25 protein-coding genes are annotated in these 23,521 nt (G+C 31.8%); 14 read left to right on the top strand and 11 right to left on the bottom strand.

The window, feature by feature from the left end:
• The 11 genes from Q0616_RS02405 to Q0616_RS02455 all read right to left on the bottom strand — a co-directional run.
• On the bottom strand, positions 1 to 716 hold a 716-nt coding region (locus Q0616_RS02405), incomplete at its 3' end, for a YgcG family protein (protein WP_298774791.1).
• Entirely contained in the window at positions 697 to 1,137 is a 441-nt protein-coding gene (locus Q0616_RS02410; protein WP_171622407.1) for a TPM domain-containing protein, read from the bottom strand. The genes Q0616_RS02410 and Q0616_RS02405, both read right to left, overlap by 20 nt.
• A gap of 15 nt (positions 1,138 to 1,152) precedes the next feature.
• Positions 1,153 to 1,764 carry a LemA family protein gene (locus tag Q0616_RS02415; RefSeq protein WP_171622406.1) on the bottom strand — a complete coding sequence of 204 codons (612 nt, stop codon included), beginning with the start codon at positions 1,762 to 1,764 and terminating at the stop codon, positions 1,153 to 1,155.
• A gap of 115 nt (positions 1,765 to 1,879) precedes the next feature.
• Positions 1,880 to 2,347, bottom strand: a complete 468-nt coding sequence (locus Q0616_RS02420; protein ID WP_171622405.1) for an ABC transporter ATPase — start codon at positions 2,345 to 2,347, stop codon at positions 1,880 to 1,882.
• A gap of 116 nt (positions 2,348 to 2,463) precedes the next feature.
• On the bottom strand, positions 2,464 to 2,655 hold the full coding sequence (locus tag Q0616_RS02425; protein ID WP_171622404.1) for a cold-shock protein: 192 nt from the start codon (positions 2,653 to 2,655) through the stop codon (positions 2,464 to 2,466).
• Positions 2,656 to 2,673: 18 nt separating this feature from the next.
• The gene (locus Q0616_RS02430) at positions 2,674 to 3,093 is read right to left on the bottom strand and encodes a cold shock domain-containing protein (RefSeq protein WP_171622403.1); all 420 of its coding nucleotides are present in this window, start codon (positions 3,091 to 3,093) and stop codon (positions 2,674 to 2,676) included.
• A 306-nt stretch (positions 3,094 to 3,399) separates the two neighbouring features.
• Positions 3,400 to 4,191 carry a (Fe-S)-binding protein gene (locus tag Q0616_RS02435; RefSeq protein WP_260542328.1) on the bottom strand — a complete coding sequence of 264 codons (792 nt, stop codon included), beginning with the start codon at positions 4,189 to 4,191 and terminating at the stop codon, positions 3,400 to 3,402.
• A gap of 30 nt (positions 4,192 to 4,221) precedes the next feature.
• The gene (locus Q0616_RS02440) at positions 4,222 to 4,650 is read right to left on the bottom strand and encodes a phosphoheptose isomerase (protein ID WP_260542326.1); all 429 of its coding nucleotides are present in this window, start codon (positions 4,648 to 4,650) and stop codon (positions 4,222 to 4,224) included.
• A gap of 68 nt (positions 4,651 to 4,718) precedes the next feature.
• Positions 4,719 to 6,044 carry a (Fe-S)-binding protein gene (locus tag Q0616_RS02445; RefSeq protein ID WP_284584284.1) on the bottom strand — a complete coding sequence of 442 codons (1,326 nt, stop codon included), beginning with the start codon at positions 6,042 to 6,044 and terminating at the stop codon, positions 4,719 to 4,721.
• A 57-nt stretch (positions 6,045 to 6,101) separates the two neighbouring features.
• The gene (locus Q0616_RS02450) at positions 6,102 to 7,076 is read right to left on the bottom strand and encodes an MlaD family protein (protein WP_260542324.1); all 975 of its coding nucleotides are present in this window, start codon (positions 7,074 to 7,076) and stop codon (positions 6,102 to 6,104) included.
• 59 nt (positions 7,077 to 7,135) lie between these two features.
• Entirely contained in the window at positions 7,136 to 8,431 is a 1,296-nt protein-coding gene (locus Q0616_RS02455; protein WP_284583337.1) for an N-acetylmuramoyl-L-alanine amidase, read from the bottom strand.
• A gap of 72 nt (positions 8,432 to 8,503) precedes the next feature.
• On the opposite strand from Q0616_RS02455, the gene Q0616_RS02460 reads away from it, so the two are divergent.
• The 14 genes from Q0616_RS02460 (at position 8,504) to Q0616_RS02525 (ending at position 23,443) form a co-directional block, all read left to right on the top strand.
• Positions 8,504 to 11,116, top strand: a complete 2,613-nt coding sequence (locus tag Q0616_RS02460; protein WP_171622398.1) for a putative LPS assembly protein LptD — start codon at positions 8,504 to 8,506, stop codon at positions 11,114 to 11,116.
• Positions 11,117 to 11,128: 12 nt separating this feature from the next.
• Positions 11,129 to 11,515: a RidA family protein gene (locus tag Q0616_RS02465; protein WP_171622397.1), complete on the top strand. Its 387-nt coding sequence runs from the start codon at positions 11,129 to 11,131 to the stop codon at positions 11,513 to 11,515.
• 9 nt (positions 11,516 to 11,524) lie between these two features.
• The gene (locus tag Q0616_RS02470) at positions 11,525 to 12,001 is read left to right on the top strand and encodes a hypothetical protein (protein WP_171622396.1); all 477 of its coding nucleotides are present in this window, start codon (positions 11,525 to 11,527) and stop codon (positions 11,999 to 12,001) included.
• A 9-nt stretch (positions 12,002 to 12,010) separates the two neighbouring features.
• Entirely contained in the window at positions 12,011 to 13,084 is a 1,074-nt protein-coding gene (gene pdxA / locus Q0616_RS02475; RefSeq protein WP_298774808.1) for a 4-hydroxythreonine-4-phosphate dehydrogenase PdxA, read from the top strand.
• Between the two features lie 72 nt (positions 13,085 to 13,156).
• A complete protein-coding gene (locus Q0616_RS02480; protein WP_260542317.1) occupies positions 13,157 to 13,738 on the top strand; it encodes a DUF177 domain-containing protein in 582 nt (193 codons plus the stop codon).
• A 54-nt stretch (positions 13,739 to 13,792) separates the two neighbouring features.
• Positions 13,793 to 13,990, top strand: coding sequence for a 50S ribosomal protein L32 (gene rpmF, locus Q0616_RS02485; RefSeq protein WP_019975824.1), 198 nt, complete (start codon positions 13,793 to 13,795; stop codon positions 13,988 to 13,990).
• Positions 13,991 to 14,115: 125 nt separating this feature from the next.
• Complete coding sequence (accB, locus tag Q0616_RS02490; protein WP_171622393.1) at positions 14,116 to 14,598, top strand: acetyl-CoA carboxylase biotin carboxyl carrier protein; 483 nt, start codon at positions 14,116 to 14,118, stop codon at positions 14,596 to 14,598.
• 20 nt (positions 14,599 to 14,618) lie between these two features.
• Positions 14,619 to 15,983, top strand: a complete 1,365-nt coding sequence (gene accC / locus Q0616_RS02495; RefSeq protein ID WP_171622392.1) for an acetyl-CoA carboxylase biotin carboxylase subunit — start codon at positions 14,619 to 14,621, stop codon at positions 15,981 to 15,983.
• A 279-nt stretch (positions 15,984 to 16,262) separates the two neighbouring features.
• Positions 16,263 to 17,582: a trigger factor gene (locus Q0616_RS02500; RefSeq protein WP_298774813.1), complete on the top strand. Its 1,320-nt coding sequence runs from the start codon at positions 16,263 to 16,265 to the stop codon at positions 17,580 to 17,582.
• A 50-nt stretch (positions 17,583 to 17,632) separates the two neighbouring features.
• A complete protein-coding gene (clpP, locus tag Q0616_RS02505) occupies positions 17,633 to 18,298 on the top strand; it encodes an ATP-dependent Clp endopeptidase proteolytic subunit ClpP (protein ID WP_171622390.1) in 666 nt (221 codons plus the stop codon).
• A gap of 232 nt (positions 18,299 to 18,530) precedes the next feature.
• The gene (gene clpX, locus Q0616_RS02510) at positions 18,531 to 19,679 is read left to right on the top strand and encodes an ATP-dependent Clp protease ATP-binding subunit ClpX (protein WP_171622389.1); all 1,149 of its coding nucleotides are present in this window, start codon (positions 18,531 to 18,533) and stop codon (positions 19,677 to 19,679) included.
• Positions 19,680 to 19,772: 93 nt separating this feature from the next.
• A complete protein-coding gene (locus tag Q0616_RS02515) occupies positions 19,773 to 21,833 on the top strand; it encodes a T9SS type A sorting domain-containing protein (protein ID WP_298774816.1) in 2,061 nt (686 codons plus the stop codon).
• A 15-nt stretch (positions 21,834 to 21,848) separates the two neighbouring features.
• The gene (locus Q0616_RS02520; RefSeq protein WP_298774819.1) at positions 21,849 to 22,085 is read left to right on the top strand and encodes a hypothetical protein; all 237 of its coding nucleotides are present in this window, start codon (positions 21,849 to 21,851) and stop codon (positions 22,083 to 22,085) included.
• 65 nt (positions 22,086 to 22,150) lie between these two features.
• On the top strand, positions 22,151 to 23,443 hold the full coding sequence (locus tag Q0616_RS02525; RefSeq protein WP_298774822.1) for a TlpA disulfide reductase family protein: 1,293 nt from the start codon (positions 22,151 to 22,153) through the stop codon (positions 23,441 to 23,443).
• The last annotated feature ends 78 nt before the right edge of the window (positions 23,444 to 23,521 follow it).

The following is a 23,521-nucleotide window of genomic DNA, read 5'->3' on the forward strand; positions in this document are numbered from 1 at the left end:
CCAAAACCTCCACTACCGAAAACAGAACTTCCAGTGTTCATAATAATAATGTCATCTAACAGACTTCGTCTGCCACCATTTCCTCCATTTCCATTATTATTTCCTCCTTTACCTTTTGACATAATAATAAAGATAAAGATGAAAAATCCAATAACAAAAATAAGAACAAACCAATCCATTTCGGGTTCATTAGATTTTGGTTTATCTTGTTTATATTGTCCTGCAAATGCTTTAAAAATAGAATTAACTCCAGCATTTATTCCACCAGCGTAATCACCTTTTTTGAAATAAGGAATAATTACTTGATCGATTATGGATTTATTGACACTTGGAGGTAAATAAATTTGAGCCGAATATCCCGTTCTGATAGTAATCTTACGATCTTTTTCACTCAATACAATAACAACTCCGTTGTCTTTACCTTTTGTTCCAACACCCCAATTTTCTCCAATTTCATTTGCAAACGTCTCCAAGGGATAACCATCCAAAGACTCTACTGTTAAGACCAAAATTTGAGTTGAAGTAGAGTCGTTATACGCTACCAATTTTCGTTCTAAATCATTCAATTGCATTGCATCAAAAACGTGTGCATAATCCTGCACTAACTTTTTTGGTGGATTTTTCATCTTAACCAATTCATCTGGTGTCTGACCAAAAACGGTTAAAATTGAAAAGAAAAATGTTAGAAAAAAATATTTAATTGTAGCTAATTTCATCTGAAAGTTCATTTGTATCATCCTCTTGATAAGGAAAATATTTTTTAAGTGCTTTGCCTGTTTTTTTAATTCCTTCACAAAGGCCTTTTGTATAATTTTCTTTTTTGAAATGTTTGATAACTTCTTCTTTTATATCATCCCAAAAATCATCAGGTGTTACTTTATCAATTCCCTCATCGCCGATAATTGTAAAATTATGATCGGTTGGAGAAACATGGAATAAAACACCATTTCTGTTTTTTGTTTTATACATTTCTAATCTTTCGAAAACCTCTAAAGCTTTATCAAAATGATTTGGAGAAGATTCGAATTCAATATGAATTCGAATCTCACCACTTGTATTTTTCTCGGCTTTTTGAATGGCTTCGATTATTTTTTTTTCATCTTTTGAAGAAAGAAAATGATGTTTCTTTTTTCCCATAGTGATGATTTTTTATTATTTAGAAAAATCTATTGTAGGAGCATTTTCAGTTCCTGCCGCAGCTTCGAAATATCCTTTCTCTGTAAAACCAACAATTCCAGCCATCATATTCGTTGGGAATGTTTTAATTTTAGTATTATACACTTTTGCTGCTTCGTTGTATTTTTTTCTTTCGAATAAAACTTCTTGTTCCATACTTTCAATAGAAGCTTGTAAATTAGTAAATCCTGTTACAGCTTTTAACTCTGGGTATCTTTCTACAGATACCAATAAACGGCTTAATGTAGATCCTAATTGATCTTGCGCAGCTTGGAATTTAGAAATATTTTCTTGTGTTAATTGATTTGGATCATCAATTTTTATTTGATTTGATGTTGCTTTTGCACGTGCATCTATAACAGCAGTTAATGTTTCTTTTTCGTAATTCGCAGCACCTTTTACAGTTCCAACTAACTGATTGACTAAGTCTGAACGTTTTTGGTATGTATTTTCTACGTTCGACCATTGCGATTTTACATTTTCTTGCATAGGTACTAATCCGTTATAAACAGACATTAACCATAGTCCAATAATTACAATTATTCCAACTAAAGCTCCACCTCCAATAAGACATCCTTTGTTTTTCATAGTTATTTTTTATTTATTAATATGTAAAAATAGTATTTTTTCAACAATCTTTTATCAAAAATAAAGCCGAGCTTTTAAGCAAACTCGGCGAAGATATTTTCTACTATTTTAAGGCTTAATTTAGTAATGTTTTAGCCCAACTTTGTTCGATAGGTAATAACCAATTTTGTTTAAAATCGTGTAAAGAAGAAACACCATTATTGAAAACGTTTACATTTTTAATAGCACCTTCTTTTACTTTTTGTTTAAAATTCGGTAATTTTTCGATGAAGATTTCTTCCTCATTTTCGTAAGAAACTAACATACGGTTTAATAAATCAAACGAATAAGCAGCATCTATTTCGCGTACTAATTTCGTCAACTTATCAATTGAGCATCCACTTGCGGTTGCTTGATTTTCGTCTACTGCAACTACAATAAATTGATCATACGGTAAAACAAAATCAGCTAAAAGTTCAGCTCCATGTGCATTCCAATCTGCAATAAAAGTATTTAATTTTGTTGTAATAACTTCTTTTTCTATTGCCGAGAATTTACGATTGGCTTGAAAAATCCAAATTCTTGATTCGTCTGCTAAATTCATTTTCTCTTCATTTAAAATTTGTATTCAAAGTTACGAAATTATTTTAGCTAATGAGCAAAAAGCAAAAAAGGAGATTGTTTCCAATCCCCTTCTTTTAATAAAAACTATGAATAAAATTATATTCTTTTTACATTTACTGCCATAAGTCCCTTTTTACCTTTTTCTAGGTCAAAAGTTACTCTGTCATTTTCATTAACTCTATCTACTAATCCTGATACGTGTACGAAAATATCTTCACCTCCATTAGCACTTGAAATAAAACCAAAACCTTTTGATTCGTTAAAGAATTTTACTGTTCCTTCTTGCATTTATATATTATTTAATAATTAATTTTTTGAAATTTGAGTCGCTCTGTAGCCTTTTTCGCTTATTGCTTTTTTAAACTCTACTGCATCTCCTACTTTTAATAATTCTTTCGATTCTTTGAAATGGAAAAAAACTTTCTCTGTAGAATTTGTTATTTTGATAAATCCAAAACCTTTCTGATCGTTGTAATTATCAACTACACCTGTTATAAAAACATCTTTATCTTCTGATCTAGAGTTATTCAATAAATCCTTTTCTTTGTCTTGAAGGTGAGGAGGAATATCTGTAAAGTTTCCTAAAACATCAACATAAACAATCATTTCTTCTAATGATTTTCCTTTGTTATTATTTTCTTTACGATTTTCTCTTTTATTTTTTTTCTCTATTTTTTTTAATGCTCTTTTTTTATTTTTTTCCTTTTTAGATGTGGAATCTGCCATAGATATTTTTTATCAAATTTTATTGTTACTTATATAAAAGAGAGATAAAAAAATAAATACCCAACTAAATGAATATCAATTCTAGAGTAATAATTTCGAAGTACAAAAATTAATAAAATGAGTTGACTGAAGTCAAAAAATATAATTAAAAAAGTAAATTAAAGCTTAAAATCTTGTCTCTAATACTTTGCAAATGTACATCTAATATTTTAAGTATTCGTCATTCTATCCAATTCATTTTGTTTTAAATAAAAAAAACCGCCTCAAAAGAGGCGGTTTTACAACGGTTATATTTTTTGAAATTAACTATAAATCTTTCGCTTCCATAATTAATTCAGCTAAATCTTTTACTAATACAGTAGATTCTTTCTCAAAATGTTTTACCCCATCAGTCATCATTGTATTACAAAATGGGCAGCCAGTCGCAATAATATGCGGTTCTTTTTCTAACGCTTCTTCTGTACGCTCGACATTAATGTCTTTGTTACCTTTTTCTGGTTCTTTGAACATTTGAGCACCGCCTGCACCACAACATAGTCCACGTGTTTTACAACGTTTCATTTCAACTAATTCGGCGTCTAATTTTTCAATTAGTTCACGAGGTGCTTCGTACACATCATTTCCTCGACCCAAATAACATGGATCATGGAATGTGATTCGTTTACCTTTGAATGTTTCAGAACCTTCTAATTTCAATTTACCTTCGTTGATTAATTGTTGAAGATATTGCGAGTGATGTAGGACTTCGTAATCTCCTCCTAAACTTGGGTATTCGTTTTTCAAAGTATTGAAACAATGCGGACAAGTTGTAACAATTTTTTTTACCTCGTAAGCATTCAAAACTTCAATATTCATCATCGCTTGCATTTGGAAAACAAATTCGTTTCCTGCTCTTTTTGCGGGGTCCCCCGTACAAGATTCTTCTGTCCCTAAAACTGCAAATTCGACTCCGATGTTATTTAAAATTTTAACAAATGCTCTTGTTATTTTTTTAGCTCTATCATCAAAACTTCCGGCACAACCAACCCAGAACAAAACTTCTGGTTGTTTACCTTCGGCCATATATTGAGCCATTGTTTTAACTGTAATATTTGACATATTTTTTTGTGTTATTTGATTGGATTTGATTTAATGATTACCATCATCAAAAACCTGAATGGAAACATTTTTTTCAACCAAATCTGTAAATTTACCATTGTATCGTGTTGCTTTTACTAAATGGTTGTCTACCCAATGGTAATTTCCTCCACGAGGTTTTCCCATTAAAAGTCCATGATATTTAAAACCATGTTTTTTCAACCAAATTTCTGTGTATTCACGATGTTCTTCTATACGCGATGTGAAAAATGTAATAAAATGCCCTTCTTCATACCATTTATTCAACGTTTCTAAAGCATCTGGATAAACAGCTGCAGTTAACATACGTTCTGGTTCTTCGTTAGGAATATCATCGCAAATTGTTCCATCAATATCAATTAAATAATTCTTGATATTCTCTGGTAAAATAGGACTTACTCTTTCTCCGTTTTCAATTTTTTCCTCTAAGAAATTTTCCATGTGTGTGTTGTGTTTGTATTATGTTTAAATTAATAGTTCTTCGAGAATGAGTAATTGTATTTTACAATTTAATCGTTTGCCCAGTTCAATCTATCTGCATTGTTAAATTGCCAAGGAGCTCCATTGTTTTCGACATTTGTCATCATCATATTTAACTCTTGTGGCGCAGCAGATTGTTCCATGACTAAATAACGACGCAAGTCAACGATGATTGATAATGGATCGATATTTACTGGACAAGCTTGTGCACAGGCATTACAAGATGTACACGCCCATAATTCCTCTGGTGTAATGTAATCATTGACAAGCATTTTTCCATCATCAACAAACTTCCCATTTGTGTCGATATTTTTACTTACTTCTTCTAAACGATCACGTGTATCCATCATAATTTTACGAGGAGATAGTTTTTTACCTGTTAAATTTGCTGGACATTCGGCTGTACAACGACCACATTCTGTACATGTATAGGCATTAAGTAATTGCACTCTATTTAAATCAAAAATATCTTTTGCACCAAATGTTTCAGGTTCGCCTTGTGGTTCAGCGGGTGCTGCATATGGATCTGCATTAGGATCCATCATCATTTTTACCTCATCTGTTACAGCTTGTAAGTTGTTGAATTCTCCTTTTGGTTCCAATTTAGAAAACCAAGTATTTGGAAAAGCCAAAACGATGTGAAGATGTTTTGAATAATATAAATAATTTAAGAAAAAGAAAATCCCAATGATGTGAAACCACCAAGCTGCTCTTTCTATAAGTGTAATAAATGTAACATCATCAAACTGACTAATTATTGGGGCTGTTAGCCAAGATGAGATAGGAAAAGATCCTACTTTTGCATAATGTTCTGCTCCCATTGCTTGTAGTACTTGATCTGCACCATTCATTGTAAATAAGGCTAACATAAATGCAATTTCCATAATAAGAATATAATTTGCATCGTCTTTTGCCCAACCTTTCATTTCTGGTTTCCAGAAACGTCCAACTTTTACGACATTTCTTCTGAAAAGGAAAATGATACATGAAATCATAACCAAAAAGGCTAAAATTTCGAAAAATGCAATCATTCCGTTATAGAAACTTCCTAAGAAACTAAGCACACGGTGCGTTCCAAACACACCATCGATAATAATTTCTAAAACTTCGATGTTGATTAAAACGAAACCTACATATACAAAAATATGCAAGATTCCTGCTAACGGACGTACCGTCATTTTACCTTGTCCTAACGCGACACGTGCCATCGTTTTCCATCTTTCAGCTGGATGGTCGAAACGATCAATTTCTTTTCCTAATTTGATATTACGTATCAGTTTCTTTACATTTTTTGCAAAGAACCAAATACTCCCAATCATAATTAAGAGAAAAATTACATTTGGAATGTACTTCATCATTTTTTATTAGTCTTTTTTGTGAGTTTTGAGTTTTAATATTTTTTTTAATCCATGTTATGGTTGTACTGGTTGTTTTTTACCAAAAACAGAGATATTAACATAGCGACTTGGATTTTTCTTTAAATCTTCAACCAACGCATTCATATTTTTAATAGTAGCTTCCAATTCATTGGCAAGCGTTTCATCTTTTGCTAATTTTCCTAAAGATCCTTTTCCATTGTTCATATCTTCTAACAAGATATTCAAATTATTGGATGCTTTTTCAAAATTTTTGATTACTTGATCCAACTCTAATGCATTCAATTTATCTGCAGTTTCACCAAATTTATCAACTGTAGCTTTTGCAGAAGCCATTGTTGCGTTTGCATTGTTAAGTGTCGAATTTAATGTTTTTTCATTAGTTTCAATCAAACGATTTGCACTATTTGATGTTGCTGTTAATGATTTTGCAGTTTTATCAAACGAATCAATTGTATGGTTTAAATTTCTCAACATGGCTTTAATATCTTGCTGAGTTGATGGATCTAATACATTGTTTACACTTCCTAATGTTTGATTAAAGCTTAATAATACACTGTCCAATTTTGCTTGCGTTGGCGTTAATTGCTTTGACAAACCGTCTAACATTCCTCCTGCAATTCGTCCTTGTAAAAAATCTCCGTCTTTTGCAATATCTGGTCCGTAATCCAACAATAGGCGAACCTCTGGGCCAGACATAATTCCTGGTTCATAAATTTCCGCTACTGTTTTCTTCGAAAACTCGATGTCTTTTTCTACAGAAATCACCACTTCAAAATAAATTGGTTTGGCTGTATCTATAATTTTGATTTCTTTCACCTGACCTACTCTCAAACCGTTTACAGAAACAGGTTTTGAAGGTGCTAATCCATTTACATTTTCGTATTTCACTGTAAATAAACGTCCTGATGAAAAGATATTTTGTCCTTTCAAAAAATTGAACAACATAAAGAAACCTACTAAGGTTAACAAGGTTATGATTCCAATTTTGAATTCTTTAGATAATTTCACTTGATATGATTTTATGCAAAAATAAAATTTAATTTGTAAAGAAACACTTTATATTACGCTTACATTGGTTCTTCGCCATTAAATGTAACGATAAACGCATTTCTAAAACCTTTATCTTGAACTTGTTTCAATGTTTTTTGAGCTGCTTCCATTGTTTTATCTGCACCAAAATAATATTTTTGGAGTCCACCTTCTTTCACCCTCAATACATTTGTAAGTCCATTGAATTTATCGTCTTTATCTCTATATTTTTTATTAGATGTCATGAATTGTACTCGGTAGTTTTTACCACCTTCTAATTTTTTATTTGTTTCAAATTCAACAATTTTAGCACCTGAAAAACCTTTGCGTTTTACTGTTTGCAACAAATCATCTGCTCGGGATTGTAAATCTGTTTCACCATAATAGTACACATATTTATCTCCTTCTTGAATAACATCTAAATCTGTTAAACCCCTCAACTGTGGCGACGTGGCAGAAAATTTCATCTTAGATTCCATTACCTTGATCTTCAATTTTTTTCCTTCTACAGGTTTTTCAACTTTTTTTACAGATTTAGGTTTTTCTTCCTCATATTCTATTCCACTTCTTCGATCGTATTCTTTCTTGAATTGTTTGAACGCTTCATAAATTGTTTGAGTTGACTGCTCTTTTCCTTCGTTAGAGGCCAAATAGTTTCCTTCATCATAATTCGAAATAAATCCTAACTCTACCAAAACTGAAGGTGAAGCATTTCCTCTTAAGACGTGAAAATTAGCTTGTTTCACTCCTCTACTTTTTCTGAAATCTCGGTTTACAAAACCTTTTTCGACTAAATCTGCAAAACGAATCGATTGCTCTTTATAAGCTGCATTCATAATTTCGAAAGCAATAACAGCCTCAGGATCATTTGGATTAAATTTTTCGTAACGTTCTTGATCTTTTTCTAAAAACACAACTGAGTTCTCGCGTTTCGATACTTCATCTGTTTCGTTTGATCTTTTCAATCCCATCACAAATGTTTCTGTACCCGTCGCACTTTTATTATCAGCCGAATTACAATGAATGGAAACAAATAAATTTGCATGATTATCATTCGAAATTTTTGTACGTTCCCACAATTCTAAAAAAACATCTGTATCGCGTGTTAAAATAACTTTAACATCTTTGTGATTTTTCTTTATTAATTCTGCTAATCTTTTCGAAACATCTAACGTGATATTCTTTTCATAATCAGCGACTCCCCTTGCTCCAACATCTTTACCACCATGACCAGCATCTATAACAATTACAAAATTTTGTTTTTTTTGAGCAAATGAAAGTGTAGAAAATACCAACATCATCGCAAAAAATAAATACTTTTGTATGTTAATCATTTTTAAACTCATACTATAGGTTTGTTTTTTTGATTAATTTTGACGCAATTTATAAAAAATAAGTTTTTCAATTTGTTTACAAAGGCAATTAAATCGATTTTATTTTTTAGTCCAGTTATGGTTTGCACCATTTCTTTTGGGCAAGTTAAGCAAAATAATAACGATAAAGATCACTCTAAAATTGTTTCTGATTCTGTGAAATTAGATACGATTATCCCTGTAAAAGAGAAATTAGAGTTTGTAGTAGAGCATAGTTCTGAAGATGAAATTCATAACCGTAAAAAACGTATGACTTACCTTTTGCGTAAGGCACATGTTGTTTATGGTGACATGACTATTGATGCCGATTACATAGAATTAAACTGGGATACGGGTGATGTATATGCCGAAGGTAAACGTGATTCTATTGGTAACATTATTGAAAAAACGAAGTTTACACAAGGTCAACAAGAAATTTTGCAAGATGCTTTCAAAGTAAATTTCAAAACGAAAGTCGGAATTGCGTATAACATTCGCATGACACAAGAAGAAGGAATTATTATTGCTGATAAAGCCAAGCGCGTCAACGATTCGGTTATGTTATTGAAACGTGCTGATTTTACAACGGATACTTATTTTAAAGAAGGAAAAGATACACGTCCAGATTATTTTCTTCGTGCCAAAGAAGGAAAAATGATTGATAAAAATGGTAAGAAAACCTTGATTACCGGACCTATTAATATGTGGATTTATGATGTTCCTACCCCTTTAGCATTACCATTTGGGTATATTCCAGCAATGGGCGCAAAACGTGCAGCTGGAATCTTAATGCCACGTCCAGGTGAACGTACAAATCTTGGTTTCTTTATCGAAGATTTAGGTTTTTATGTTCCATTTGGTGATAATTTCGATTTAAAACTTTCTGGAGATATTTACACAAAAGGTAGTTGGGCAGCGAGAGCTGAATCGAATTATAAAAAACGTTATAAATACAATGGTAGACTATCGGCAAATGTAGAAAATCGATTAACTGGAATTAAAGGAATTACAGATGGAGCAAATGCATTCTCTAAACAAAATCTGTTTGGTGTAATGTGGTCGCATAGTCAAGATCCTAAAGCAAATCCGTATTGGTTATTCAACGCAAATGTCAACTTTTCGAGTTCAAAATACTACCGAGAATCTGTACGAAATCAGTACATTAATACAGGAGATGTTTTCACAAATAATGTCAACTCATCTATTAACTTGACGAAGAACTTTGAGAACGCACCCTTAACAGCTCAATTGAGTATGTCGCATTCTCAGAACTACAATACGGGTGATATTAACATTGCATTTCCTCGTCTTAACTTAACCATGTCTCGTATTTTTCCATTTGCAAAGAAAAATATGCCAAAAGAAGGTTTATTACAAAACCTTGGACTAACGTATAGTATGCAAGCTGGAAACGAAGTGAACACAAATGATAACGATATTTTCACAGATAAAATGTGGAAAGAACAAATGCGTATGGGTGCAAATCACAAAATTGGTTTACAGACAGGAATAACACTTGCTAATTATTTTCCATTAACCTTATCATCAGATTACAATGAAGTTTGGGGTGATAATCGTTTAATTAAACGTTACAATTCAGTGAATGGAAAAATTGAAGACACAACTTTAAAAGGATTTAATTCGTATCGAACATTTAATTTCAATGCTTCTGTTTCAACGAATATTTATGGCTTATACCTTAATCCTAACAAAGATGCTAAAATCTTAGGTATTCAACATGTGATTACGCCTTCAATTGGCTATAGTTACACACCAGATTTTCAAGGTGAGTCTTGGGGATATTACAAAGCTTACAAAGATCAAAATCAAGAAGAAATTTGGTACAATCAATACCAAGACATGTTGTATGGTGTAGGAATTCCAGGATTGACTAATTCCTTAAATTTTGGACTTTCGAACAATTTAGAGATGAAAGTAAAAAATGATAATGATCCGAAAGGTTTCAAAAAAGTAAAGATTTTTGAATACTTACGTTTAAGTTCATCCTATAATTTTTCTGCAGAAGAATTCAAACTTTCTCCTATAAATATTAATGGAATGACTTCTTTATTTGACCGAAAAGTTAATGTTCAATTTTCATCAACCGTAAATCCATACAAAATTAGACGCTACATCAATGCTTCTGGTAATGAAGTTGCAGAATATGTTGACAAAATGGGATTAGGAGATCTTCGTATTTCGAATATGACATTAGGAACTGGATATACATTTGACAACAGTACATTTGGTGGAAAAGGTTTCGATGCCAAGAACTATAAAAAAAGAGGAACCGTACGTGACGAAAATTTCTATTACGACAGCGATAATTACGCACAATTCGCTATTCCATGGAGTTTAACGGCTAACATCAGCTATAACTACACAAAAGGAACACAGCGAAAAGGAGATAGCACAGGTTCTATTGCATTGAATGGTAAAATCTCTCCAACACCTTATTGGGCAATTTCAGCTAACGCTACATACGATTTTATTACGAATGAAATCACCTATGTTCGTTTCGGATTTGAACGAGATTTACGTAGTTTTACTTTATCGTTTAACTGGACTCCAATGGGAACTTACAAAAGTTATGATTTCTTCATCGGAATCAAAGCTTCGATCCTACAAGATTTGAAGTACAACGACAGATCAAGACTTAATTACTAAAAATATCAAAACATGAAAAAACAAATTATTCATACGAACAAAGCGCCACAAGCTATCGGACCATATTCGCAAGGAGTAAAATACAATGGTTTTCTTTACACTTCAGGACAAATTCCTTTTAATGTAGAGAAAAACGAATTAGTAACATCAAGCATTCAAGACGAAGTACACCAAGTCATGAAAAACGTTATCGCTATTCTTGAAGAAGGCGGCACAACAATAGATAATGTTGTAAAAACAACAATTTTCGTAAAAGATTTAAACGATTTTAATGCCGTAAATGAAGTGTATGCTTCTTATTTCAATGATACAAATTACCCGGCGCGAGAATGTGTAGAAGTTGCTCGTTTACCCCGCGATGTAAATGTAGAAATATCTGTAATTGCGATTGCAGACTAATAAATAATTATGCTTAAAGACAAAACTGTATTAAGAAACACTATTGCTGTAATTGTAGGATTAATTGTCATCTATGCAATTCTTCAATTTGGACTTATATACAATGCGAACAGATTACATTGGGATGATAAAATTTTCCCTGAATGGCGACATGTCATCAAATACTTTTCGCACGGAGAAGGAAAAAATTTTAAAGTTCAATTCTTTGGATCAATGTTAGCAATTAGCGGAATTGCTGCTTTAGTTGGAGGTGTCATCACCGCATTACTTGTAAAAAGAGCAAAACAAGCCTACACCATGTTTGTCGGTTTTATTGTTTTAATCGTAGCATTAGGTGATGTATTATTCACACCATATCACCCAACTTGGTACGAAATTGCTATTTGTCCTGTTTTATTCTTTTCATCATGGATTGGAGGTTTAATTGTAGATTTGATTTACAAAAAGTTTTTCAAAAAACACAAACCATCAAGCCAATCTTATTAAAATTAAATTATGTCTGAAAAAGATAGAAAACCAAGAGTTGCCATTTCGATTGGCGATTATAATGGAGTTGGAATAGAAGTTATTCTAAAAACTCTACAAGAAAAAGAAATGACAGAGTTTTTTACTCCTGTTATTTTTGGCTCAACAAAACTCTTATCTTACCAAAAAGATAAATTAAAATTTGATCGAATCAATTTTCAAGGCATTCAAGATGCAAGTCAAATTGTTGACGGTAAAATAAACGTTGTTAATCTTTGGAAAGATCAAATCGATGTTCATTTTGGTAAAATAACCAAAGAAGCTGGCGAACATGCTTATCAATCTCTAAAAACTGCAACACAATCTGTAACAGATGGCTTTACTGATGTTTTAGTAACCGCTCCTATAAACAAAGACAATATTCAGTCCGAAGATTTTAATTTTCCTGGACATACAGAATTTTTGGGTGCAGTTTGGGGAGGAAAACCCTTAATGTTTCTGGTTTCAGAAAAACTAAAAGTCGGTTTGGTTACACAACACATTCCAATAGGTGAAGTAGCAAAAAACATTCATACAAAATCTGTTTACGCTAAAATTCAACAAATTCATAAAAGTTTAGTAGAAGATTATGCAATTTCAAAACCAAAAATTGCAGTTCTTGGACTTAACCCTCACGCTGGTGATAATGGTTTGTTGGGTTCTGAAGAAAAAGAAATTATTTCTCCTGTTATCGAACGATGTATCAACGAAAATCAATTGGTCTTCGGCCCTTATTCAGCTGACAGCTTTTTTAGTCCCCATAATTTAGATGCATTTGATGCTGTTTTAGCAATGTATCACGATCAAGGTTTGGTAGCCTTCAAAACCATTAGTTTTGATGAAGGTGTAAATTATACAGCTGGATTAAAATTTGTTCGTACCTCTCCTGATCATGGAACAGCTTACGATATTGCAGGAAAAGGAATTGCAAACGAAGAATCTTTTAAAGAAGCTATTTTTACAGCAATTGAATTGTTCAAAAACCGAAACGAATATCAAGAGTTAACTAAAAATGTATTGCAACATATTCCTCTAAAACTAGAGAAAGGCGATAATAAAGAATAAAAATTTAAAATAAGTTGTAAAGAGCTATTAATTTTAAATAAATTAGATTATCTTTGCACACCTTTTTGTGGTATGGACAAGTTGAAAAATTATAATATTATATTTACAAGCTTGCCTTTTGGTAAGAGTAATTTTACGTTCGAATTATCACAATCGTTCTTTGATTTATTTGAAATTGAGCAAGATTTTGAAAATCCTACGATGATTGTATCAATCATTTTAGATAAAAAATCAACAATGCTCGAGTTAGAAATTAGCTTAAAAGGAAACATTACTGTTCCTTGCGATCTAACTGGAGAATTGTTTCAGCAAGAAATTTCGAATAATGCAGAATTAATTGTTAAATTTGGCGACGAGTTTGACGATACTGATTTTGAAATTTGGGTTATTCCTCGTGAAGAATACCAAATCAACCTTGCACAAATTCTTTATGAATTAGCAATGTTATCAGTACCAACAAAACGAATTCATCCTGATGTTTTAAATGGAGAAAGTAATTCTGAAATGATAGACTTACTTGATCAGTATAGCATTTACGAATTAGACGAAGATGCAGAAAACGATGAGGATGAGGATGACAACGATAATGGTGATGACGACGATAATGACGACATTGATCCACGTTGGGCAAAATTGAAAGATTTGAAACCTTAATTGGTTTTTATTATTAAAATAAATTATAGAAATAAAGAAAAAAAGTAGTTAGATATGGCACATCCTAAGAGAAGACAGTCGTCAACAAGAAGAGATAAACGTAGAACACACTACAAAATCGAAGCTCCTCAATTAGCAATCGATAAAACAACTGGTGAAGCACATTTATACCACAGAGCTCATTGGTCTGACGGGAAATTATACTACAAAGGAAAAGTAGTATTAGAAAAAGTACAAGAAGTTACTGAATAATATAATCTTATAAAGATTTTGAAGCTGTTTCTATAAAAGAAACAGCTTTTTTTATTTTTTTTTCAATACCTTTGAAATCGTTTTATTAAAACAAACATAAAGGTCAAATAAAAAAACCGCATTATATGGACATTAAAGACATTCAAAATTTAATTAGATTCGTATCAAAAGCAGAAGTTGCTGAAGTAAGCATCAAACAAGATGACATCGAGATTAAAATCAAAACTTTAGCAAGCGTACCTGCGCAAGTTGCGTCTCAACAATTTTATGTACCTCAAGCTCCTGTAGCACAAGCTGCAGCGCCACAAGCGCCAGCTGCTGCACCAGCAAACAACTCTACGACTCCATCAGAAGAAGAAAACAGCAATTTAATCACAGTAAAATCTCCTATGATTGGAACATTTTACCGTTCAGCTGGCCCAGGAAAAGAACCTTTCGTAGGTGTAGGTGACTCTATCGCTCCAGGTAAAGTATTATGTATTGTTGAAGCAATGAAATTATTCAACGAAATTGAATCTGAAGTTTCTGGTAAAATTGTTAAAATCTTAGTGGACGATGCAAGTCCAGTTGAGTACGATCAACCATTATTCTTAGTTGATCCAGCTTAATCAATTACATCTAAAAAATTATGTTTAAGAAGATATTAATCGCTAATAGAGGTGAAATTGCAATGCGTATTATACGTACTGCAAAAGAAATGGGAATCAAAACGGTTGCTGTTTACTCTAAAGCGGACGAAACATCTTTACACGTACGTTTCGCAGACGAAGCGGTGTGTATTGGTCCTGCTCCAAGTAAAGATTCATACCTAAAAATGGCTAACATCATCGCGGCTGCAGAAATTACAGACGCGGATGCTATTCACCCAGGTTATGGATTTTTATCTGAAAACTCTACTTTTTCTAAAATCTGTGCATCTAACGGAATCAAATTCATTGGAGCGCCTGCTGATAATATCGACCGTATGGGAGATAAAGCAAATGCTAAAGCTACAATGAAAGAAGCAGGAGTACCTGTTGTTCCTGGCTCTGACGGTTTGTTAGAAAGCTATGAACAAGCTTTAGAGGTTGCTCGCGAAATAAAATACCCTGTTATGATGAAAGCTACTGCCGGTGGTGGTGGTAAAGGGATGCGTGCAATTTGGAAAGAAGAAGATTTATTACATGCATGGGAATCTGCTCGTACAGAAGCTGCAGCAGCTTTTGGTAACGACGGTATGTACATGGAAAAATTGATTGAAGAACCTCGTCATATCGAAATTCAAGTTGCAAGTGACCAAAACGGTAAAGCTTGTCACTTATCTGAGCGTGACTGTTCTATTCAACGTCGTAACCAAAAATTAGCAGAAGAAACTCCTTCTCCTATTATGACAGACGATTTACGTAAACGTATGGGTGAAGCAGCAGTTAAAGCTTGTGAATATATCGGTTATGAAGGTGTTGGTACAATTGAGTTTTTAGTTGATAAACACGGAGACTTCTACTTTATGGAGATGAATACTCGTATCCAAGTAGAACACCCAATTACAGAACAAGTAACAGGATTCGACTTAGTTCGCGAACAAATTATGTTAGCAGCTGGTGAACCTATTTCTGGTAAAAACTATTACCCTCAAGGACATTCAATCGAATGTCGTATCAATGCAGAAGATCCATACAATGACTTCCGTCCTTCTCCAGGAAAAATTACAAATATTAACATTCCTGGTGGTAATGGTGTTCGCGTAGATACACACGTATACGCTGGATATACAATTCCACCTAACTACGATTCAATGATTGCAAAATTAATCGTAACAGCACAAACACGTGAAGAAGCAATTCAGAAAATGAAACGTGCATTAGGTGAGTTTTATATTGAAGGTATCAAAACAACAATTCCTTTCCATTTACAATTAATGGATCATCCAGATTTTGTAGCAGGAAACTATACAACGAAATTTATGGAAGATTTTCAGTTTGATGAATCTTACGCAAATTACGGAGAACTATAAAATTATAGCATTCTAAATATAAAAGTCCAGTAGATTATTCTGCTGGACTTTTTTTATGTCAATCTGACAGTTGATTTCTATTGGCTTAATTATTGAAAATATCAATCAAAATTTGTGAATAATAAATTATAATCAAGACAACTAAAAATCTAAATCTAAACAATTTGATAAGATTCAATCTCAATTGTTAATTTATAGAGAATGAATTGCTTGGATTTTCATTTTCTTCTATTAAAAATGATTAAAATTTTATACATTTGCACTCCAAATTTAAGGTAGATGAATATTACTAAAAATACAACAGACAAATTAAACGCAGTATTAACTGTAACTGTTGACAAGGCAGATTATCAAGAGAAAGTAGTTGATGTATTGAACCAATACAGAAAAACAGCTAACATCAAAGGATTCCGTAAAGGGCAAGTTCCAATGAGTTTTGTAAAAAAACAATACGAGCAAGCTGTTATTTTTGATACAGTTAACGAAATCTTACAAAAAAGTGTTTCTGACTACATCAACACAGAAAAATTATCAATCTTAGGAAATCCAGTTCCTGTAATGAAAGAAGTTGATTGGAATGCTGATCTATTATCATTTGATTTCGAATTAGGATTAGCTCCTGAATTTGAGGTTGACTTATCTAAAGTTGAAGTTGAAAGCTACAAAGTAAAAGTTGCTGAAGACGAAATCCAAAAATATGTTGACAACTTCGCTGCTCGTTTTGGATCATTAAAATCATTAGCTGAAGCTGAAGCTGAAGCAGTATTAAAAGTAGAAGCTGCTGTAGAAGGTCAAGAAGCTAAACCAACATTTATCCGTTTAGAAGAATTAAAAGATGCTTCTGCATTTATTGGTAAAAAAGTTGGTGATGTTGTAGAAGTAAATTCTAACGATATTTTTGACACTGCTGAAGAAGCTGCTCAACAATTGAACACAGAAGTTACTGAAGAAGGAACTAAAGTAACTTATACAATCAAAGAAATTAACAAAGCAGAAAAAGCAGAAGTTAACCAAGAATTATTTGATAAAGTTTATGGAGAAGGAGCTGTAGATTCAGAAGAAGCTTTCCGTAACAAAATCAAAGAAGAGTCAGAAAACATGTACAACAAAGAATCTGACAAACAAATTATCAACGATGTTGTCGCTAAATTACTAGAGACAGTTCAGTTTGATTTACCAACAGAATTTTTAACTAAATGGTTAATTTCTTCTAACGAAAATGTAACTTCTGAAGAGCAAGCAAAAGAAGAATTGGCTAAAATGGACAAAGGTTTACGTTACCAATTAATCGAAGCTAAAATTGCTGAATTGAATAATGTTGAAGTAAATGCTGAAGAAGTAAAAGAAGCTGCTTTTGCTGCGATCAAAGATCAATTAAAAATGTACGGTCAAAATTCTATTCCAGAAGATACATTACAACAAATTGCAATGTCTGCTTTACAAAATCAGGAAGAATACAACCGTTTATCATACCAAGTGTTTACAGACAAAATGTTAGACATCTTTAAAAACAATGTAAAATTGAACGAAAAAGAAGTAACATTTGACGAGTTTGTTGACATCATTACTGAAAAAAATAAAGAATTGGCAGAAGCTTAATCACTTCTAAAAAATTCTTTATACCTTTCATTTAAAATCTAAATTGAATAATGAAAAACGTAGGAGAAGAATTTAAAAAATATGCGCTGTTAGACAAAGGAATTAGCTCTTTACATATGGAGAGTTATATCCAAAACACAACGCCTTACATTGTTGAAGAAAGAAAATTGAACGTTGCACAAATGGACGTTTTCTCTCGATTGATGATGGATAGAATTATCTTTTTAGGAACAGGAATCGATGATCAAATTGCAAACATCATTCAAGCGCAATTATTGTTCTTAGAAAGTGTAGATGCCACAAAAGACATTCAAATTTATGTTAACTCACCAGGTGGTGGTGTATATGCAGGATTAGGGATTTACGACACGATGCAGTTGGTAAAACCTGATGTTGCGACAATTTGTACAGGTATGGCCGCTTCTATGGGAGCAGTTCTATTATGTGCAGGAGCAGCAGGAAAACGTTCGGCTCTAAAACACTCTCGCGTGATGATTCACCAACCATTAGGTGGTGCTCAAGGTCAAGCAACTGATATGGAAATCACATTGAAAGAAATCTTGAAATTGAAAAAAGAATTATACGACATTCTTGCAACCCATTCTGGTCAAACTTTCGAGCAAATCGAAAAAGATGGTGAACGTGATTACTGGATGACTTCTATAGAAGCAAAAGAATATGGAATGATTGACGAAGTTTTATTACCTCGAAAATAATTTCTAATTCAAAAATTATAACAAAAAAGGATTCTAATTATTTAGAATCCTTTTTTGTTTTCTACAAGTAAAAACGTAGTAAATCAATAGAAATGAGTAAAAAACAACAGTTATAAAAAGTAGATTATAAAGCCCTATATAAACATACTTAAAAACATCTACAAATTAACAAAGAAATATTTTCTATCTAAAACAAAATAAGTACCTTTGCAGCTTAATTAAGTATAAAAAATTGGAAGAAAATAAGTGCTCTTTTTGCGGAAAAAGCAGAAACGAAGTAAATATTTTAGTGTCTGGAATTGACGGTAATATTTGTGATAATTGTATTGAGCAAGCGCATGGTATTGTTTTAGAAGAATCGAAATTTAATGCAAATAACGATTTGATAAAACCTCTAACTTTAAAATCACCTAAAGAAATTAAGGAGTTTTTAGATGATTATGTGATTGGTCAAGATCAGGCAAAAAAAATATTGTCTGTTGCAGTTTACAATCACTATAAAAGAATATTACTGGACAAAGATAATGATGTTGAGATTGACAAATCGAACGTTATTTTAGTTGGAGAAACTGGAAGTGGAAAAACATTATTAGCAAAAACAATTGCTAAATTATTAAATGTACCATTTGCAATTGTTGACGCAACTGTATTGACAGAAGCAGGATATGTAGGAGAAGATGTAGAAAGTATTTTAACTCGACTTTTACAAGCTGCAGATTACAATTTAGAACTTGCTGAAAAAGGGATCGTTTTTATCGACGAAGTAGATAAAATAGCACGAAAAAGCGATAATCCTTCTATTACTAGAGACGTTTCTGGAGAAGGCGTTCAACAAGCTTTACTTAAAATTCTGGAAGGAACTGTGGTTAATGTTCCACCAAAAGGAGGACGTAAACACCCTGACCAAAAATTTATAGAAGTTAATACAAAAGATATTTTATTTATAGCTGGAGGTGCTTTTTCTGGAATTGAAAAACACATTGCAGATCGTTTGAAAAAACATGTAATTGGTTTTAAAAACGACGATCAAAAAGAAGTCGAAAATCTTTTGGACGAAGTAAACGCACAAGATTTGAAAAACTTTGGTATTATTCCAGAATTAATTGGACGTTTGCCTATTATTACTTATCTTAAAGCGTTAGATAAAGAAGCGATGAGAGCTATTTTGACAGAACCAAAAAACTCGCTTATCAAACAATATACAAAGCTATTTGCCTTAGATGAAAAAGAGCTTATAGTGACGGACGAAACCCTAAATAAAATTGTAGACCGTGCCAATGAATTGGGTTTAGGAGCTCGTGGATTACGAGCAGTTACGGAAGAAATTTTTACAGACTTAATGTATAACATTAAAGATTTACCAGAGAAGGTTATAATATAATTAATTGTATAGTAACTTTTTAATAAAAATTTTTATATTTGTAATGAAATTATTTAGTAATTTTAAAGAGACCAACCAAAAATAATATAATATATGAAAAAGAATCTACTTGCTTTAGTCGCACTTAGTGCGATGTATAGTGCTTCTGCACAAGACACATATATAAAAGATGCAGTTATCGTTAAAGTAAATCCAAGTACTTTATTCTATAATGGAGGAAATGTAAATGTTACGACTGATGCTATTGATGGAACTACTGAAAAAATAATTAATGAAGGAAACATTCAAGTTAGAGGTAATTTTAATAACCAAAATACTATTGGTAAAAACTTCGTCAATAAGTACAGTACTAGTACGGAATATGGTCAATTAATAATTAATCAAGCATCTTCTGTTTCTGGACAATTAGCAATCGAAAGATCTAATATCAATCCATCTCTAAATGATTATTACCCATTTGGTTTACCTTATCAAGATGATAAAATTGAAAATATAATTAATAATATTACTTCTAACTCTTCTGCATTTAGAGGAGAGTGTGCTGTAAATTCGAACTGTGGAACTAACAGATATAACCAAACGATACTTGCTTGGGATGTTAAAGAAACAGAATATGATAATGTTCCTAAAGGAACAGATGTAGTTGCTGGTGCTAACTACACTATTAATACAATGAATGGTGCCTTTAAAAGTTTTCTTGAAGGAATATCAGCTTCAAATAAATTCGCTACTTACGGTAAGCCAAATAACAAAGCTGTAACATTAAACAATGTCGAAAGTGGAATTGTAAATAAAACTAAAGAACAGTTTTCTGAATTAACTTGGGGTAATTGGAAAAATCTTAGAAATAATTATAACGAGGAGTTCGTATCATACTTAGGAAATAATGCTCCTGATACAAATTCTCGCTATGGAAAGAATTTACATCGTTTTTCAAATCCATTTACATCAAATTTGGATTTAAGTGATGTATCTATTGCTAATTCTTGGATAAAATTTGTTGTTAATGGAGCGATTAAAGGTCCTACTGAAACTTTTGAACCTACTACAATTAAATTCAGAATACATAAATTAGCTAATAATTACTCTGTTAACTGGGATGATCAAACAGGTGGAAGTAATACTAACACGACTAGAATTACTGCTTATTTACAAAAATCTGAAACTGGAGCTAATCCATATTTTTGGGCAGGAAATCCTGACGCTTTAATAGTTAAACCATTTGAGTACTTCGAAATTGATTACTATACAATGCTTAAAGCTAATAATGGTGGTAGTAATATCGTTACAGCAAATTTTAATATAGCGGATAGACAAAAAACTTTTATTTATGACTTTACAAATGGAAGCACTTCAGGCCTTTATGCTAGATCGAGTAACGACACAAGTAGTTATAATTTACTAGAAGATACAAGCTTACAAAGTAAAGGTTTAATTGCAGGTAATGATTTTACTCAGTTAGAATTATTTTTATTGGAAGATAATTCAATACTTGGAGATGCTGCTTATTTAGTGAACTCAAATTTTTATACTACAGGGAATTCAGTAAATGAATCTATTTCAAAAAATCCAATATTCATTTTTGAAGAAAAAAATGATGGAACTATTGTAACTAACTCACAAACTTTATTGAACCAATTTAACTCGCTAGATTATATAGGAAAACCAATCGGTATTGGATTTAATAATTTAATTGAAGGGCATAACTATACGATCAATTTAAGATTATTTGAACAATCAATTTTAAATAGAGTGGATAACTTTTCTGTCGGTAAATACTATTTATTAGATAAATCTAAAAATAATGTTGTTGAAGTAGATGCTAATACTCAGATAAAATTTGTTGCAAATCCTAACATAAATGATCAATTTGAGCTTTATTGGAATGAAGCTCCTCTAGTTTTGGGAACTGATGATTTAAATAAAAATAATGCAACTTATATTTATAAAGATAATACGAGCAAATATGTACGTTTTGAGAATTCAAATACAAGTGCTAAGATTGAAATCTATGATTTGACAGGAAGATTAATTTCTCGTAACGTAGATGTTTCTACTAACTCAGATTACAAATTAAATCTTGCTACAGGAGTATATGTAGTTGTTATTACATATAAAGATGGAAAAGTTGTCTCTCAAAAAACAATTAATTAATAAACCGCTAACCTTATGAAAAATTTTAGATTACTGCTAACCTTATTTATATTTAATGTATTTGCCCTGACAATATATGCACAAGATTGTGATCCTGATGATCCAGATTGTGGTCCACCACCTCCAGATACAAATGCACCTGGAAATCCTGCAACTCCAATCGATGAGTATACAATTTATTTAATTGGATTTGCAATTGCAGTAGCTGTTGTATATTTCGCTATGAACAAATACAAAAAATCTTTGATTTAATTAATAATAATCATACTTTTAAACCTCAATCAAATGATTGAGGTTTTTTTATATCACAAAAAATTATGAAAAATAAATTTATAATTCCTCTTATTGTATTAGGAAGCTCTGTTTTTGGACAGTTTACAATTTCTGGACAATTAGAAAATTACGCCAACAAACCAGTTTTAGTAAAGGTTTACGAAAATGCTGAATTGAAATTAATCAACAATTCCAAAACTGACAACAATGGTAATTTCACCACAAAAGTACCATCAAAATACAATGGTTTTGTACGTATCGATTTACCAACAGGTGAAAATTTATCGTTACTGACAGATAACAAAGATTTGAAATTTAAAACAGTTACAGGTCAAGAAATAAATTCTAAACTTCAAGTTATTGAAGGTAGTGCACAAAATGAATATAATAAAGTTTTGGCGTTACAACCATTAAACGAAATTCAAAATCAAGTTTTTCCATATTTAATGCAAATGTATAAACCAACAGATGAGTTTTACACGGCAATGGTAAAAGAAGATAAACGAATCAATGATTTAAAAAGAAGTGAAAAATTTTCTGATTTGATCACTTATATAAATGAGTTAAATGATCTAAAGCAACAAGCACAAAATAATAGAGATGCTTCGACTATAGAGTCGATTCTGAATCATTTTTCAAATGACGATCTTCGTTTGGAGCAATCTGGAATGTTCAATGATTTGATTTTTGCTTATATCAACACCAAATTATCTACTGCTGGAAACCAAAATATCGAAGATAATTTGATTGCTGCGACAGATGAAATCTTAGGAAAAACAAATATTGAAACTACAAGAGGTCAAAATGTTTTGACGGCAATTCTAAAATTTGTTCCAAAAAAAGAATATGCTAATTTTCATCAAAAATATGGTGAAAAAATAAATGGACTAAAAGGAAAAGTTACAGATCAATTAAAGAAGATAGCTGGTGTTAGTTTAATACAGGTTGGACAACAGGTTCCAAATATCACGTTTGATAAAGCTGTAAAGGGAAAGAAATCATTGTATGATATTAAAGCCAATCAAAAACTAATTGTATTTTGGGCATCTTGGTGTCCTGCTTGTCAACAAGAGGTTCCTCATATTAAAGAGTTTTACAAAGACTTTAAAGCAAAAGGTGGTGAAATAGTTGCAATCTCTTTAGACTATGATCAAAATGCTTTTGAGAGTGCTACAAAAGATTTCTCGTGGTACAATTATTCTGATCTCTTGAGATGGGATTCACCAATTGCTACTGAATTTGGAATTGAATCTACTCCTACTTTATTATTAATCGATAAAGACAATAAATTAATCAAAAAAGTAAGTCATATTTCTGAATTAGAAGTATCGAAATAATCACAAATAAAAAAGCTACATCCTTGTACACTGCCCCCAAAAAGTTAGACACTTTTGGGGGCATTTTTTATGACAAGA

It is taken from the genome of uncultured Empedobacter sp., assembly GCF_937930195.1.
Taxonomy (GTDB): domain Bacteria; phylum Bacteroidota; class Bacteroidia; order Flavobacteriales; family Weeksellaceae; genus Empedobacter; species Empedobacter stercoris.

Bases quoted from the DNA above. Each gene is read 5' to 3' on its own strand.
- Q0616_RS02410 (WP_171622407.1), bottom strand. From the start codon at position 1,137: ATGGGAAAAAAGAAACATCATTTTCTTTCTTCAAAAGATGAAAAAAAA.
- Q0616_RS02415 (WP_171622406.1), bottom strand. From the start codon at position 1,764: ATGAAAAACAAAGGATGTCTTATTGGAGGTGGAGCTTTAGTTGGAATA.
- Q0616_RS02420 (WP_171622405.1), bottom strand. From the start codon at position 2,347: ATGAATTTAGCAGACGAATCAAGAATTTGGATTTTTCAAGCCAATCGT.
- Q0616_RS02425 (WP_171622404.1), bottom strand. From the start codon at position 2,655: ATGCAAGAAGGAACAGTAAAATTCTTTAACGAATCAAAAGGTTTTGGT.
- Q0616_RS02430 (WP_171622403.1), bottom strand. From the start codon at position 3,093: ATGGCAGATTCCACATCTAAAAAGGAAAAAAATAAAAAAAGAGCATTA.
- Q0616_RS02435 (WP_260542328.1), bottom strand. From the start codon at position 4,191: ATGTCAAATATTACAGTTAAAACAATGGCTCAATATATGGCCGAAGGT.
- Q0616_RS02440 (WP_260542326.1), bottom strand. From the start codon at position 4,650: ATGGAAAATTTCTTAGAGGAAAAAATTGAAAACGGAGAAAGAGTAAGT.
- Q0616_RS02445 (WP_284584284.1), bottom strand. From the start codon at position 6,044: ATGAAGTACATTCCAAATGTAATTTTTCTCTTAATTATGATTGGGAGT.
- Q0616_RS02455 (WP_284583337.1), bottom strand. From the start codon at position 8,431: ATGATTAACATACAAAAGTATTTATTTTTTGCGATGATGTTGGTATTT.
- Q0616_RS02465 (WP_171622397.1), top strand. From the start codon at position 11,129: ATGAAAAAACAAATTATTCATACGAACAAAGCGCCACAAGCTATCGGA.
- Q0616_RS02470 (WP_171622396.1), top strand. From the start codon at position 11,525: ATGCTTAAAGACAAAACTGTATTAAGAAACACTATTGCTGTAATTGTA.
- pdxA (WP_298774808.1), top strand. From the start codon at position 12,011: ATGTCTGAAAAAGATAGAAAACCAAGAGTTGCCATTTCGATTGGCGAT.
- Q0616_RS02480 (WP_260542317.1), top strand. From the start codon at position 13,157: ATGGACAAGTTGAAAAATTATAATATTATATTTACAAGCTTGCCTTTT.
- rpmF (WP_019975824.1), top strand. From the start codon at position 13,793: ATGGCACATCCTAAGAGAAGACAGTCGTCAACAAGAAGAGATAAACGT.
- accB (WP_171622393.1), top strand. From the start codon at position 14,116: ATGGACATTAAAGACATTCAAAATTTAATTAGATTCGTATCAAAAGCA.
- accC (WP_171622392.1), top strand. From the start codon at position 14,619: ATGTTTAAGAAGATATTAATCGCTAATAGAGGTGAAATTGCAATGCGT.
- Q0616_RS02500 (WP_298774813.1), top strand. From the start codon at position 16,263: ATGAATATTACTAAAAATACAACAGACAAATTAAACGCAGTATTAACT.
- clpP (WP_171622390.1), top strand. From the start codon at position 17,633: ATGAAAAACGTAGGAGAAGAATTTAAAAAATATGCGCTGTTAGACAAA.
- Q0616_RS02515 (WP_298774816.1), top strand. From the start codon at position 19,773: ATGAAAAAGAATCTACTTGCTTTAGTCGCACTTAGTGCGATGTATAGT.
- Q0616_RS02520 (WP_298774819.1), top strand. From the start codon at position 21,849: ATGAAAAATTTTAGATTACTGCTAACCTTATTTATATTTAATGTATTT.
- Q0616_RS02525 (WP_298774822.1), top strand. From the start codon at position 22,151: ATGAAAAATAAATTTATAATTCCTCTTATTGTATTAGGAAGCTCTGTT.